Here is a 12,528-nt window from a genome sequence, read left to right on the forward strand (position 1 = left end):
CCCCGGCTTTTTTTTGTTTCGCGTTCCGTTACCGGCGGGCGGCTTCGGATTGTTCGCGGGTCTTGCGGAACTCCGAGCCCTCTTCCCAGTGTGGCCAGCGGCGGCTGTTGGCCAGCTCGGCGCCCAGGTCGTAGACCAGCAGGGTGTCGGCGGCGTGCCCGGCCGGATCCCAGCTGGGGGTCCAGGCGTCGCAGGCCTGGTGGTAGCAGTCGGCGAAGTACTTCTCGCGCAGTGCCTTGCCGGCATCGACGCCACCGTCCAGCTTGTCCAGGCCCGGGCCGATGGTGATCGCCGGCACGCCCAGGCGGGCGAAGGCGAAGTGGTCGGCGCGGTAGAAGAAGCCGGCTTCGAGGTTCGGATCCGGGCTGTAGCTGCGGCCACGGGCCTTGGCCACGCGCTCCAGGTCGCCTTCCAGCGAGACCCGACCCTTGCCCCACGAGGCGATGTCTCGCGTGGCGCCGTCCGGGCTGAACATCTCGATGTTGATCACTGCGGCGGTCTTGTCCAGCGGCGCCAGCGGGTGCGCGGCGTAGTAATTGGCGCCCAGCAGGCCCTTCTCTTCGGCGGTCAGCGCCACGAAGTACAGCGTGCGCTGCGGCTGCGGGCCGGCTGCGAACACGCGGCCCAGCTCCAGCACGGTGGCTACGCCGGTGGCGTTGTCGATCGCGCCGCGGCGGATCCGGTCGCCCTTGGCGTCGGGCTGGCCGATACCGAACGCGTCCCAGTGCGCGGAGAAGATCACGGTCTCGTCGGCGTGCGCGCCGCCCGGCAGTTTGGCCACCACGTTGCGGGTGACCACCTGCTCGCGCTTGAGCTTGAACTGCGCCGACAGCGCGGCGTCGCCCAGTACCACCGGCTGGAAGCCCGGAGTCATGGCCTTGCGCTTCTCGGCTTCGAAATCCAGCCCGGCGTCGCGGAACACCTGCTCGGCCACCGAGCGCTGCATCCAGCCACGCACCGGCACGTGCAGGGCCAGCGCCTGCTCCGGGGTGCGCTCGATGTCGAACAGCGGCGAGGTGCCGGAGCTCTTCACGGTGGCCCAGCCGTACGCCGCCGGGGCAGTTTCATGCACGATCAGCACGCCCTGCGCGCCACGCCGCGCCGCTTCCTCGAACTTGTAGGTCCAGCGGCCGTAGTAGGTAACCGCCTTGCCGTCGAAAGCACCGGGGCGCTCGGCCTCGAAATCGGCGTCGTTGATCAGCATCACCGCGATCTTGCCGTGCAGGTCCACGCCCTTGTAGTCATCCCACTGGCGCTCGGGCGCGTCGATGCCGTAGCCGACGAACACCAGCGGTGCATCTTTGATGTCCACCGACGCCTGCGGGCGCAGGCTCTGCAGGGTCACGTCCACGCCGTTTTCCAGCGTGCGGGCGGCGCCCTTCTGGCGCAGCTGCGCGCGTACCGGGCCATCGACCGAGGCGCGCACCATCGGCACCGGCTGCACCCAGCTGCCGTCCGGGCCACCCGGCTGCAGGCCGGATTTGCGGAACTCCTCGATCAGGTACTGCACGGTGCGCTCTTCGCCGGCCGACGCCGGGGCGCGCCCTTCGAATTCGTCCGAGGCCAGGATCCGCACGTGCCGCGACAGCGCTTCCGGGTCGATGCCGCCGCCCGGCAGGTCATTGGCCGCGTGGGCCAGCCCGCCGACGAACAGACAGGACGACAACAGCAGCATGCGCATCGGATTCACGGCAGACACCAGAAAAAAGAACGGAATGCCAAAGTGTAACGTGACACTTCAGTTACCGTGCACACCCTCTGCTCACCGCATGGACACGCTCAGCGCCGGTCGCGGTCCAGCCAACAGGCCAGGCCCTGTGCGTTGAGCTCGATATCCATTGCCAGCACCTGCGCCACGGCCGTGTCATCGAGCGGGCACCCGTGCGCCTGCGCGCGCTCCTGGTACAGCGCGGTGAGCGCGGCGACTAGGCAACGATGGCGGTCGGGGCGTTCGTCGCACTGGCGCCCGATCTCCACCATCGCATCGATCTGCTCGAGCAGGTCGGCGGCCAGCGCGGGAATTCCCTCCACGCGGCCGTAGTGGGTGAGGTACACCGCCTGCGGCTGCAACGCGAGCAGCCGTGCAATCGACTGCTTGAGCGGTTCGGGGTCGAACTGTACCGGCGAGGAAGTGGGGACGATGAAAGCGCCGCGCGCGCTGTCCAGCCCGCGGTAGGACAGGCCGAAGGTGTCGCCGGTGAACAGGCTGCGGCTGCGTTCGTCCCATACGCACAGGTGGTGGCGCGCATGCCCGGGCGTGTCCAGGCACAGCAGGTTGCGTCCGGCCAGGTCGACGCGGTGGCCGTCCTCGGCGATCACGATGCGCGCTGCCGGTACAGGCAGCACCGGGCCATAGCTGCGCGCGATTTCCTCGGCGCCGTAGACTTCGGTGGCGCCGGCGACCAAGCGGGTGGGATCGATCATGTGCGGTGCGCCACGTGGGTGCACCACCAGCGTGGCGTTGGGCAGCTGCTGCATGAGCAGGCCGGCGCCGCCGGCATGGTCCAGGTGCACGTGGGTAAGCACCAGCCAGTCCACCTGCTCGGGGGCGCAGCCCGCACGTACCAGCGCGGCGAGCATGGCCGGTACGGCCAGGCCGGTACCGCAGTCGATGAACGCGGCGCGGCCGTGTTCGACGATCAGGTACGCGGCGTCGAAGTCGTTGCGCTGGAACGCGGTGTCGATGGTGAAGATGCTGGGGTCCACGTACATCGGCTCATCCCTGGCAGAAACGGTATGCCTGCCCAGTCTAGGGCGAACCTGCGGGCGGTTTCGATGCGGCTTTGGTAGCACGCTGGGCCAGCCAGCCACCGCGCAGCAGCAGCGCGGCCACCATCACCGCCAGGAACGCACCGTAGGCGTACAGCACCGCCAGCACCTGGCGCCAGATCGGGCCGGCGTCGCTCTGCACCACGCCGATATGGTGGCCCCAGAGCATGGCCAGGATGCTGAGCACGAAAGCCAGCACCAACGCGGCACCGTCGAACAGGCGCCGCGCGGTGTCGCGCGGCTGGCGGGGGAACATCCAGTACAACGTGCCCAGCAGGATGAACCAGGGCAGGAACAACACCAACGACAACCAGGCCATCGTGCTCTCCTTGAAGAGTTACCGCATCAGGCTGCCTGCTCGCGCAACTCCTTCAGCGCGGCCAGCACCCTGTCCACTTCCGCTTCCAGCTTGAACAGCTCGCTCTGCAGCTGGTCGCCCTGCTCGGCCTGCTTCAGCACGCCGATCAGCTGGCCGGCGTCGCGCGGGGAATCGAAGGCTTCGCTCTGGATCAGCAGGGTGCCGTCGCCGGCCTGCAGCTTGAAGTAGAAGCGGCCGTCCTTTTCGCGGTACTGCTTGAACAGCGGCGGCGCAGCGCGCGCCACGCCGCCGTCTTCGGCGGCGATGCTGCCGGCGCTGGAGAGGTCGCGCAGGCCCACGGCGTGGCGCAGTTCCTTCAGCAGCGGAATGGCGTACTGCTCGCGCAGCTGCTGGCCGCGACGGCGCAGCAGCGCTTCGATCTTTTCCGGCTCGGCCATCAGCGCGTCGTAGCGCTCACGCAGCGGCGTCAGCTCGGCATCGATACGCTCGAACAGCTGCTGCTTGGCGTCGCCCCAGCTGATGCCGTCAGCGAAGGCCTGTGCGAACGCCGCGGTCTGCGCCGGGCTGGCGAAGGCCTGGTACATCTGGAACAGCGCCGAGCCTTCGGTGCTCTTGGCCTCGCCGGGCGCGCGCGAGTCGGTCAGGATGGAGAACACCAGCTTCTTCAGTTCCGCGCGCGGGGCGAACAGCGGAATGGTGTTGTGGTAGCTCTTGCTCATCTTGCGTCCGTCCAGGCCGGCCAGGGTGGCCACCTGCTCGTCGATCACCACGTCCGGCAAAGGGAAATACTCCTTGCCGTACACGTGGTTGAAGCGCTGTGCGAAGTCGCGCGCCATTTCGATGTGCTGGATCTGGTCGCGACCCACCGGCACCTTGTTCGCCTTGAAGATCAGGATGTCGGCGGCCATCAGCACCGGATACATGAACAGACCGGCGCTGATGCCGGCGTCCTCATCCAGCTGTTCCTCGCGGTTCTTGTCCACCGCCGCCTTGTAGGCGTGGGCACGGTTGAGGATGCCCTTGCTGGCGATGGCGGTCAGGAACCACATCAGTTCGGTGGTTTCGGGGATGTCGCTCTGCCGGTAGAACCAGACCTTGTCCGGGTCCAGCCCGCACGCCAGCCAGCTGGCGGCGATCTCCAGGGTCGAGCGCTGGGTCCGCTCCGGCTCCTGCGCCTTGATCAGGCTGTGCAGGTCGGCCAGGAAGAAGAAGCTCTCGATGTCCGAAGCGGCGCTGGCGGCAATGGCCGGGCGGATGGCCCCGACATAGTTGCCCAGGTGGGGGGTGCCGGAGGGGGTGATACCGGTAAGAACGCGGGTGGTCATGTGGGAATCATTACAGGCAGTTGAACGCCCCCAGTTTACCTGCCCGCGCGCAACCCCGTTGGCCGGCCCGGCGCGTTGAAGGTCATACCCAACCGCGAAGGCCACTGCCATGAAACGCCTGACCCTGCCCCTGCTTGCCGTGCTGGCCCTGTGTGGCTTCAAACCCGCCGTTCCGCCCCGTGCCGACGCCGGCCCGGTCACCCTGAGCCTGGTCGATCGCGACCAGCAGCGCGAACTGCCCACCTGGCAGCACCGCGGCCAGCGCTGGGTAGCCGGCAGCCAGGGCACCCCGTATGCGGTGCGCCTGCGCAACAACAGCCCGGAGCGGGTGCTGGTAGTGCTGTCGGTGGACGGCCTCAATGTCATCAACGGCCAAGTGGCCTCGCCCGACCAGACCGGCTACGTGCTGGAGCCGTGGCAGAGCGCGGACATCACCGGCTGGCGCAAGTCGCAGCGCGAGGTGGCGCAGTTCGTGTTCACCGACCCCGGCAACAGCTACGCCGACCGCACCGGTCGCCCGGACAACATCGGCGTGATCGGCATTGCGGTGTTCAATGAAGCGCAGCGCTGGATACCGCCCACCCCGCGTGCGCCGCCGGTAGCGCGCGAGAAAAGCCGCGTGCAGGCGCAGGCATCGGCCGAGGCTGCCGCCGACAGCGCCATGCCGTCTGCGCGGGCCAGTGGTTCGGTGGCCGCTGCCCCCGCGCCCGCGTTGGGCACCGGCCACGGCCAGCGCGAAGCGTCGTATTCGGGCAGCACCACCTTCGAGCGCGCCAGCCGCCTGCCGGCGCAGCGCGTGGACCTGCGCTATGACAGCGAGCGCAACCTGGTGGCACGGGGTGTCATTCCGGCCCGCTACCGCGGCGGCGAGCGCGGCCCGCAGGCATTTCCGGATGGTTTCGTGCCGGACCCGCCCGCATACGGCTGGCGCTGAGCCGGACAGATACCCGCAAAAAAACGGGCCGCGATGCGGCCGTTCCGGTTTCATACCCTCGTCGCGGTGCTGTACCGCGCTGGCCCGCACTGCGGGTCAGTGGAAATCCGGGTAATCCTTGCGCATGGAGGCTTCGAAGTCCTTGACCTCGCTTTCGGCGCGATCGCGCGCCCAGCCATAGCGCTCCTGCAGGCGGCCCGCCAGGTATTCGGCATTGCCTTCGGCCACCTTGAAATCGTCGTCGGTCAGGTCGCCCCACTTTGCCTGCGCCTTACCCTTCAGCTGCGTCCACTTGCCGGAAATGATGTCTTTGTTCATGGGTTCGCGTCCTGTAGTGCAACGGCAATGTCGCCGCAGGAACAGGATGCAATAACGCGTGTTTTCAGGCGGTCAAGCGCGGATGAAACGCACGCTCACTTCATTGAATGGCTGAAACAGGACGGATTGCGAACAAAAAAATGGCCGGGAAATTCCCGGCCATTCTTCGGTGCATGCCAGCGCAGGGCCGGCGTGCATCGCTGGATCAGTTGCCCTTGGCAGCGTCTTCAACCGACTGCCCGGCCTTCTGCACATCCTTGCCGGCACCGGCAACGGTGTTGCAGCCCGACAGCATGGCCAGCGAAACCATCGACAACAGCATCAGTGCAATAACACGCTTCATAGGGTTCTCCTGATTAGTTCAACGTCACTACCGAATTCCGGCCCCACCTGCCTCTGCCAGATCGCGGTGACATCGCCGCCGGTTCGAGTACGTCCCGGCACGGCCGCCGCGTGATGTGCAATCTGGGGTCTGGCGCGTGCAATCGATGTGAACGCGGGCGCGGGCCGTTCAGCCACGCGCCGGAAACCGCGCTGAAGGCTCAGTCGCGCATCAGGGTGGACTTACCGAACAGGCTTTCCACCAGGTCCACCGCCAGCACGCCGGTAGCGTTGTGGTCGTCCAGCACGGGATTGAGTTCGACAATGTCCAGCGAACCCATGCGCCCGGTGTCTGCAATCATTTCCATCACCAGCTGCGCCTCGCGGTAGTTCACCCCGCCCGGCACCGTGGTGCCCACGCCCGGGGCGATGCTGGGGTCGAGGAAATCCACGTCGAAGCTCACATGCAGGTGGGTGTTCTCGTCCACGCCTTCCAGTGCCGCTTCCACCGCACGCTTCATGCCGACTTCGTCGATGTAGCGCATGTCGTAGACGTCGACCTTGTGCTGCTTGATCAGGCGCTTCTCTTCCTGGTCCACCGAGCGGATGCCGATCTGGCGCACCTGCTGCGGGGAGATCGCCGGGGCGTCGCCGCCCAGCCGGGTCAGCGCGTCCGGGCCCAAGCCGCACAGGCAGGCCACCGGCATGCCGTGCACATTGCCCGACGGCGTGACCTCGCTGGTATTGAAGTCCGAATGCGCATCCAGCCACAGCACGCGCAGGTTGCGACCCTGTTCGCGGCACCAGCGGGCGACAGCGGTGATCGAGCCGATGCCCAGGCAGTGGTCGCCGCCGAGCATGATCGGCAGCCGGCCGGCCTGCAGTTCGGCGTAGGTGGCGTCCATCAGCACGCGGTTCCACTCCACCACTTCGTCCAGATGGCGGTAGCCCTCGACGGGCGAGGTCCACGGATTGCGCGGGCCCACCAGGTCGCCGCAGTCGCGCACGTCCACGCCACGCGCCTCCAGCGCCTCGACCAGGCCGGCGATGCGCAGGGCTTCCGGGCCCATGCTGGCGCCCCGGTGGCCGGCGCCGATATCGGTCGGCACGCCGATCAGGGACACCGCAGGTTGACGCTTGCTCATGCTGACTCCACGCACACGGAAAATCCCATCAGTCTAGTGATCCTGCCCTCAACACACTCGCGGCGACGCAGCAGTACCAGCCACACCGGTGACCAGGGAGGGCGCTCGCTGACCGCCCTCGTCGCTTCCCGACCCGGCTGGAAAGCCTTATGTGTCAATGGTTTGACAGATAAGCAAGAAGACGTCGGTTCATCTTACGTTACCCATTCTGGCGAAATTTACGTGCTACATTTCACACTTCTTCGCAGTACTGATTGACTAATCCGCAATGGGTTGGTCCGTGTTTCGTTTTGTCTCAGGGGGCAGTACGTGCAGCGCAGCAGCATCCACCAGATCGTCCGCAATGCCAGTGGCGAGAGCCAGTCGGCCCGGCAGTTGTATGACGTTGCCGCCATCGAACAGGTGTTCCAGCAGTCGCGCGAACGCGAGCGCGGCCTGAGCCTGCTGATGCTGTCCACCGCCGATGGCCGCGCCGTGGCCGAGGATTCCACGCTGGGCGTGGACGGTCGCCGCCTGGCGGCGATGGCCAATTCGTTCCTGACCCTGGGCGAGACGGTGTCGCGCGAGCTGGCCCTGAGCGATGCCGACTACGCCACCATCTGCACCAAGCTGGGCAACGTGGTGCTGATCCGCATTGCCTCCGACAAGCCACTGACCCTGACCGCCGTGGCCAGCCACGAGGTCAACATGGCAGTGCTGCTGTTCCATGCGCGCGAGTGCGCGAACCGCCTGGATGCCGTGCTGCGCGACCGCGCGGCGTGAGCCCTTCCGATTTCGTTGTGCCCTTCCGGCAGGCCTTGGCCTGCCCCTCCCACTGCCTGAAGTAAAAAGGATTTACGTGCCCAATCTCAATCTGGAAAAGCTCAATTCGCTCGCCGGCTTCGTCGGCGCCGCACTGGTCGACGGCGACAGCGGCATGGCCCTGGCCATGGTCGGCGGCGGCAACATCAACCTGGAACTGGCCGCCGCCGGCAACACCGAAGTGGTGCGTGCCAAGCGCCGCGTGGCCGAATCGCTGGGCCTGTCGGACACGCTGGAAGACCTGCTGATCACACTGACCACGCAGTACCACCTGATCCGTCCGCTGGAAAGCAACCCGCTGCTGTTCCTGTACGTGGTGATGGATCGCAGCAAGGCCAACCTGGCCATGTCGCGCCACGAACTGAAGGCCTTCGAAAAGACCCTGGACTTCAGCTGATCGACGCTGCAACGGCCGCGCTGCGGCCGTTGCATCCGTTCCGCGCCCCACCCCCATGAATACCCCCACCCGTTCCTTCCGCATTGCCGCCGTCGGGCTGGACGTGCTGCACCAGACCCGCCTGAAGCTGGCCAGTTCGATGCTGCTCGCCGAGCGCATGGAGGTGGTGCTGCAGCCGTGGTCCGGCGACAGCTGCGATCTGCTGGTGATCGGCCTTGACCATGCCGATTCGGCGCGCGCGCTCAGCGAAGCGCACGCGGCGAACGTCCCGGTGCTCTCCATCGCACGCCGCTTTGCCGACCCGGCGCCCGGCCGGCTGCCGCACGGTGCCACCGTGCGCGCCATCAACGAACAGCTTTCCAGCCTGCTGCTGGCCGCGCCCAGTGTGGAGCGTCCGGTGCAGGGTGTGCCGTTGCTGCTGCAACTGGCGGCTTCCGGCGGGGCGGCATTGCACCTGCTGCAACGCGGCGGCATCACCGTGCTGGTGGATACCGCAACGCGCAGCATTGCGCTGGCGCCTTCCACCACGCTGTCGGACGTAGTCACGCAGCTGGACGACGTGGCATGGTCGGCCAGCCCCCTCGACGCCGACACCTTCCAGCATCAGTACGCCTACCGGTTGCCGCAGCGCCATTCGTTCGAAGCGCTGTACTTCTGCATCGCGCGGCACCGTCCCGAGCTGCTGCCGCAGGTGGCCGAGCACACGCCGCTCAAGCTGCGCCAATGGCCTGACCTCAACCCTGAGGATGTGCCCAGCACCTGGCTGCTCGCCATCGCCTGCCTGCACGCACGTCCCTGGCAGGCCAACGCGCTCGCCGCCGCTTGCCAGATCCCGCGCCACACGGTGCAATCCCTCTTCTGCGCTGCTGTTGCCAGTGGCCTCGCACTGAACCAGGAGCCTGCCGTGACCCCTCCTCCCCGCCGCCGTGATGCTGGCGATTCGCGCTTCTTCTCGTGGGTGGCGCGCCGCTTCGGGCTGAACCTGTTCCAGGGGAATTCGGCATGAGCCTTCCCGCCAACAAGCTGGTGTTCGTCGGCAGCATGGGTGCCGGCAAGACCACGGCGGTGCGCGCCATCTCCGACGTGGAGCCGGTCAGCACTGAAATGCCGATGAGCGAAGACGCCATGGGCGACAAGGTGGAAACCACGGTCGCACTCGACTACAGCTCGATCGAACTGGACGACGGCGAACTGCTGCACGTGTACGGCGTACCCGGCCAGCGCTACCTGGACTTCATGTGGCCGATGGTCTGCGAAGGCGCGCTCGGCGTGATCGTGCTGGTCAGCGCCGGTCATCCCGACCCGGTGGCTTCCACGGTGGAGCTGCTGCAGGAGTTCTCGCGCATCGCGCCGGACGCCAGCCTGGCGGTGGGCGTGACCCGCACCGACGAACACCCCGCCCTGCTCATTCCCGAATTCCGCAATGCACTGTTCGACGCCGGGCACCGGCTGCCGGTCATGCGCGTAGACGCGCGCTCGGCCACGCAGGTGACGTTCCTGGTGAAGTCACTGCTGTCGTATCGGTACGCGGAAACGAATTGATGGTGCCGACACCCGGATTCGAACTGGGGACCTACCGCTTACAAGGCGGTTGCTCTACCAACTGAGCTATGCCGGCAAAGGCATCGCGGCGGCGTGGCCGGCGCGGAGGGCGATTCTAGCGCAAGCCTGCGCATTCCAGCGAGCGTTGCTGGGCGGCGCCGCTGCGCTGACGCGCGGCGCTGGGGGTGGCCTGGTCGGCCAGGGCCGCGTCGACCCACCATTGCGCGCTGCCTTCGCTGCCGCCCACCAGACGGGCGCTGAAGCCGGCCGCGCTCAGGGCGGCGAGGCGGCGTTCGGCGCCTTCACGGTTGCGGTACTGGCCCAGCGCGATGGCGTTGGCGTCTTCGCCCTGGGCCATGATGTAGTAATCGCTGATACCGGCGGCGGCGATGCGCTTGACCGTGGCCTGCGCCTCTTCGCGGCTGGCGGCGGCCGGCATCATCACCCGGTAGGTGCTGCTGGCGCCGGGCTTGGCCGTCTCACGCAGGCGGGAGCGCTGGACCAGGGCGCCGGCCTTGGACTGGGCAGCCATGGCGGTGTCGCGATCGGCAAACGGGCCGAGGCTGATGCATTGGAGCGGGCCGGGGGCGGGCGCCGGGGCCGACGGTGCAGGCGCGGTTGCGGGCGCAGCCGGGGCGGTCGTGGGAGCAGACGCCACGGCGGCAGTTTGTGCCGCAGCGGGCGCGGGTGCGGGCGATGCAGGCGGCCGGGCAGAGCCCGGCGCTACTTCGGGGGTAGTGTCAGCCAGGGGCGCGCCTGCGGCGACCGGCGTCGTTGCCGGTGCGGGCGCCTTCGGCGTGTCGAGCAGCTGCAGCTGGGCCACGCCGGTGGGCGGGGTGGCAGGCGGCGCTGGCGCGGGATCGCCGCGCAGCATCCACCACAGCGCGACGCCTACGTTGAGGATGGCCAGTACGACGATCAGGGCACGGGTAAGCATTTGGCGATCCTACCGCGCCGCCGGCGGCTGATGCACCGCCCAGCGCGCGAGACCATCCAGCACCAGCGCCGGTTGGAACTGCGCGTCGCCCAGCAACGGCAGCAACGCCGGTGCGCCGCCGCCATGCACCAGCAGCGTCGGCAGCACGCCCAGCGTGGTAGCCGCCTGCATGCGGCTGCGTTCGATCAGCGCCACGGCGGCGCCATCGCAGCCCGACGCCAGCGCATCGGCCGTGTCGTTGGCGAATTCGCTGTAGACGCCGCCCTGTGCAGGCAGCTGCACCGCACGCGCATGCAGCGCTTCGCGCATGGTGGTGGGCGAGGCCGCGATGCGCCCGCCATGGTGCTGGCCGTCGGCGTCGAGCAGGTCGATGGTGAGCGCGGTGCCGACCCCGGCCACCAACACGGCCTGGCCGCGTTCGGCCGCGGCGATCAGCGCCAGGTACCGATCGACGCCGAACTTCGCAGGATCCGCGTAGGCGATGCGTACGCCGGCGCAACTGGCCTCGGTGCGCGCTACCAGTACTTGCCTGAAGCGTGCGCGCAGCACCTCGAGCATGCTGGCCGTGAGCGACGCGGCGGCCACGCTGGCCACATGTGCAGTGTCGCCGCTGGGCAGCAGCGCCAGCGCATCGGCAGGCATCGCTTCGGCCCCGTGCGGCCACGCCTGCACGTCGCCGGCGCGGTTGCCCTGCAACGGTGCGAACTTGAACCGCGAATTCCCCAGGTCGAACAACCAGTCGCTCATTGCGCCCTCACGCTGACTTCCCCTGCATGGAACACCCGTTCGTTGCCGTCGATGCGCACCCGCAACGCGCCATCGTCGGCCAGCCCCAGTGCCTGTCCTTCATGCAGCACGCCGCCGTCGTCCACCCGCACCTTGCGTCCGGCGAGACTGTCCAGCGCAGCGTAACGCGGCAGGAACGGCGCAAGGCCGTCGCGCTCGAATGCATCCAGCGCCGGCAACAGTGCGGTCAGCAGCCACGCCACGACGTCATTGCGGCTCACCTCGTCGCCGAGCAACGTGGCCAGGTCGGTCCACGGCTGGGTGATTTCCGCTGCGAACGCGGCCGGCATCCGCACATTGATGCCCAGCCCGATCACCGCGCGTGCCGGACCGGCGAATTCGCCACCGCCCTCCACCAGCAGGCCCCCGAGCTTGTGGCCGTCGACCACGATGTCGTTGGGCCACTTCAGGCCCACGTTGGCCACGCCGTGCGCGCGCAGCGCCTCGGCCACCGCCACGCCGGCGACCAGGCTCAGGCCGCCCAGCCGCGACAGGCCGCCAGCAAAACCGCGCAGCACCGATAGATACACATGGGCTGCCAGCGGCGAGGCCCACGCCCGCCCGCGACGGCCGCGGCCGCCGGTCTGGCGCTCGGCCAGCAGCACCCGCGCGCCGCGCTCGGGCGCGCTGCACCGCAACAATTCTGTGTTGGTCGACCCAACCGTCCAGGACACGTCCAGGCTTTCCAAAGCGCCCTGCTGCGCGGGGCCCAGCGTATTCAGGATGGCGGCCGCGTCCAGCAGGTCCAGCCGCTGCTGCAGCTGGTAGCCGTCGCCAGCACGCCCATCCACTTCGATGCCGGCCGCTCTAAGTCCTTGAATCCGCTTCCAAATGGCAGCGCGGGTCTGACCCAGCTCGCGCGCCAGCGCGTCGCCGGACAGTCGCCCGGCGCCCAGTTTGGCCAGCAGTTGGCGGTCGTCCACGGCAGCTTCCA

15 protein-coding genes and 1 tRNA gene are annotated in these 12,528 nt (G+C 68.0%); 5 read left to right on the top strand and 11 right to left on the bottom strand.

Annotated features, from left to right (window positions below):
• Window positions 1–28: 28 nt before the first annotated feature.
• The 4 genes from RYM47_RS04460 to RYM47_RS04475 all read right to left on the bottom strand — a co-directional run bounded on the left by RYM47_RS04460 (window position 29) and on the right by RYM47_RS04475 (window position 4,413).
• Window positions 29–1,681, bottom strand: a complete 1,653-nt coding sequence (locus RYM47_RS04460; protein ID WP_315386514.1) for a M28 family metallopeptidase — start codon at window positions 1,679–1,681, stop codon at window positions 29–31.
• 98 nt (window positions 1,682–1,779) lie between these two features.
• Window positions 1,780–2,712, bottom strand: a complete 933-nt coding sequence (locus tag RYM47_RS04465; protein ID WP_315386360.1) for an MBL fold metallo-hydrolase — start codon at window positions 2,710–2,712, stop codon at window positions 1,780–1,782.
• A 37-nt stretch (window positions 2,713–2,749) separates the two neighbouring features.
• Window positions 2,750–3,088 (bottom strand): hypothetical protein, encoded by a 339-nt coding sequence (locus tag RYM47_RS04470; protein WP_315386361.1) that lies wholly within the window; start codon window positions 3,086–3,088, stop codon window positions 2,750–2,752.
• Window positions 3,089–3,114: 26 nt separating this feature from the next.
• On the bottom strand, window positions 3,115–4,413 hold the full coding sequence (locus RYM47_RS04475; RefSeq protein ID WP_315386362.1) for a tryptophan--tRNA ligase: 1,299 nt from the start codon (window positions 4,411–4,413) through the stop codon (window positions 3,115–3,117).
• A gap of 109 nt (window positions 4,414–4,522) precedes the next feature.
• On the opposite strand from RYM47_RS04475, the gene RYM47_RS04480 reads away from it, so the two are divergent.
• Window positions 4,523–5,347 (top strand): hypothetical protein, encoded by an 825-nt coding sequence (locus tag RYM47_RS04480; RefSeq protein WP_315386363.1) that lies wholly within the window; start codon window positions 4,523–4,525, stop codon window positions 5,345–5,347.
• Window positions 5,348–5,443: 96 nt separating this feature from the next.
• Here the strand turns inward: RYM47_RS04480 and RYM47_RS04485 are convergent, their stop codons facing one another.
• The 3 genes from RYM47_RS04485 to rocF form a co-directional block, all read right to left on the bottom strand.
• Entirely contained in the window at window positions 5,444–5,665 is a 222-nt protein-coding gene (locus tag RYM47_RS04485) for a CsbD family protein (RefSeq protein ID WP_070208476.1), read from the bottom strand.
• 205 nt (window positions 5,666–5,870) lie between these two features.
• The gene (locus tag RYM47_RS04490; RefSeq protein WP_068848583.1) at window positions 5,871–6,008 is read right to left on the bottom strand and encodes an entericidin A/B family lipoprotein; all 138 of its coding nucleotides are present in this window, start codon (window positions 6,006–6,008) and stop codon (window positions 5,871–5,873) included.
• Window positions 6,009–6,207: 199 nt separating this feature from the next.
• Window positions 6,208–7,131, bottom strand: a complete 924-nt coding sequence (gene rocF / locus RYM47_RS04495) for an arginase (protein WP_315386364.1) — start codon at window positions 7,129–7,131, stop codon at window positions 6,208–6,210.
• Window positions 7,132–7,440: 309 nt separating this feature from the next.
• On the opposite strand from rocF, the gene RYM47_RS04500 reads away from it, so the two are divergent.
• The 4 genes from RYM47_RS04500 (at window position 7,441) to RYM47_RS04515 (ending at window position 9,871) form a co-directional block, all read left to right on the top strand.
• A complete protein-coding gene (locus RYM47_RS04500) occupies window positions 7,441–7,893 on the top strand; it encodes a roadblock/LC7 domain-containing protein (protein WP_315386365.1) in 453 nt (150 codons plus the stop codon).
• Window positions 7,894–7,969: 76 nt separating this feature from the next.
• Window positions 7,970–8,329: a hypothetical protein gene (locus RYM47_RS04505; protein WP_070208473.1), complete on the top strand. Its 360-nt coding sequence runs from the start codon at window positions 7,970–7,972 to the stop codon at window positions 8,327–8,329.
• 55 nt (window positions 8,330–8,384) lie between these two features.
• Entirely contained in the window at window positions 8,385–9,335 is a 951-nt protein-coding gene (locus RYM47_RS04510) for a hypothetical protein (RefSeq protein WP_315386366.1), read from the top strand.
• Complete coding sequence (locus tag RYM47_RS04515; RefSeq protein WP_312326995.1) at window positions 9,332–9,871, top strand: ATP/GTP-binding protein; 540 nt, start codon at window positions 9,332–9,334, stop codon at window positions 9,869–9,871. The genes RYM47_RS04510 and RYM47_RS04515 overlap by 4 nt, the downstream gene beginning before the upstream one ends.
• Here RYM47_RS04515 and RYM47_RS04520 read toward each other — a convergent pair.
• The 4 genes from RYM47_RS04520 to birA form a co-directional block, all read right to left on the bottom strand.
• Window positions 9,872–9,947, bottom strand: a tRNA-Thr gene (locus tag RYM47_RS04520).
• Window positions 9,948–9,986: 39 nt separating this feature from the next.
• Window positions 9,987–10,808 carry an SPOR domain-containing protein gene (locus RYM47_RS04525; RefSeq protein WP_315386367.1) on the bottom strand — a complete coding sequence of 274 codons (822 nt, stop codon included), beginning with the start codon at window positions 10,806–10,808 and terminating at the stop codon, window positions 9,987–9,989.
• A 9-nt stretch (window positions 10,809–10,817) separates the two neighbouring features.
• Complete coding sequence (locus tag RYM47_RS04530) at window positions 10,818–11,555, bottom strand: type III pantothenate kinase (RefSeq protein ID WP_315386368.1); 738 nt, start codon at window positions 11,553–11,555, stop codon at window positions 10,818–10,820.
• The gene (gene birA / locus RYM47_RS04535; protein WP_315386369.1) at window positions 11,552–12,517 is read right to left on the bottom strand and encodes a bifunctional biotin--[acetyl-CoA-carboxylase] ligase/biotin operon repressor BirA; all 966 of its coding nucleotides are present in this window, start codon (window positions 12,515–12,517) and stop codon (window positions 11,552–11,554) included. Before birA ends, RYM47_RS04530 begins: the two co-directional genes overlap by 4 nt.
• Window positions 12,518–12,528: the final 11 nt, after the last annotated feature.

The organism is uncultured Stenotrophomonas sp. (assembly GCF_963519125.1).
GTDB lineage: Bacteria > Pseudomonadota > Gammaproteobacteria > Xanthomonadales > Xanthomonadaceae > Stenotrophomonas.

Bases quoted from the DNA above. Each gene is read 5' to 3' on its own strand.
- RYM47_RS04510 (WP_315386366.1), top strand. From the start codon at position 8,385: ATGAATACCCCCACCCGTTCCTTCCGCATTGCCGCCGTCGGGCTGGAC.
- RYM47_RS04515 (WP_312326995.1), top strand. From the start codon at position 9,332: ATGAGCCTTCCCGCCAACAAGCTGGTGTTCGTCGGCAGCATGGGTGCC.
- RYM47_RS04490 (WP_068848583.1), bottom strand. From the start codon at position 6,008: ATGAAGCGTGTTATTGCACTGATGCTGTTGTCGATGGTTTCGCTGGCC.
- RYM47_RS04475 (WP_315386362.1), bottom strand. From the start codon at position 4,413: ATGACCACCCGCGTTCTTACCGGTATCACCCCCTCCGGCACCCCCCAC.
- RYM47_RS04465 (WP_315386360.1), bottom strand. From the start codon at position 2,712: ATGTACGTGGACCCCAGCATCTTCACCATCGACACCGCGTTCCAGCGC.
- rocF (WP_315386364.1), bottom strand. From the start codon at position 7,131: ATGAGCAAGCGTCAACCTGCGGTGTCCCTGATCGGCGTGCCGACCGAT.
- RYM47_RS04530 (WP_315386368.1), bottom strand. From the start codon at position 11,555: ATGAGCGACTGGTTGTTCGACCTGGGGAATTCGCGGTTCAAGTTCGCA.
- RYM47_RS04480 (WP_315386363.1), top strand. From the start codon at position 4,523: ATGAAACGCCTGACCCTGCCCCTGCTTGCCGTGCTGGCCCTGTGTGGC.
- RYM47_RS04470 (WP_315386361.1), bottom strand. From the start codon at position 3,088: ATGGCCTGGTTGTCGTTGGTGTTGTTCCTGCCCTGGTTCATCCTGCTG.
- RYM47_RS04460 (WP_315386514.1), bottom strand. From the start codon at position 1,681: ATGCGCATGCTGCTGTTGTCGTCCTGTCTGTTCGTCGGCGGGCTGGCC.
- RYM47_RS04485 (WP_070208476.1), bottom strand. From the start codon at position 5,665: ATGAACAAAGACATCATTTCCGGCAAGTGGACGCAGCTGAAGGGTAAG.
- RYM47_RS04525 (WP_315386367.1), bottom strand. From the start codon at position 10,808: ATGCTTACCCGTGCCCTGATCGTCGTACTGGCCATCCTCAACGTAGGC.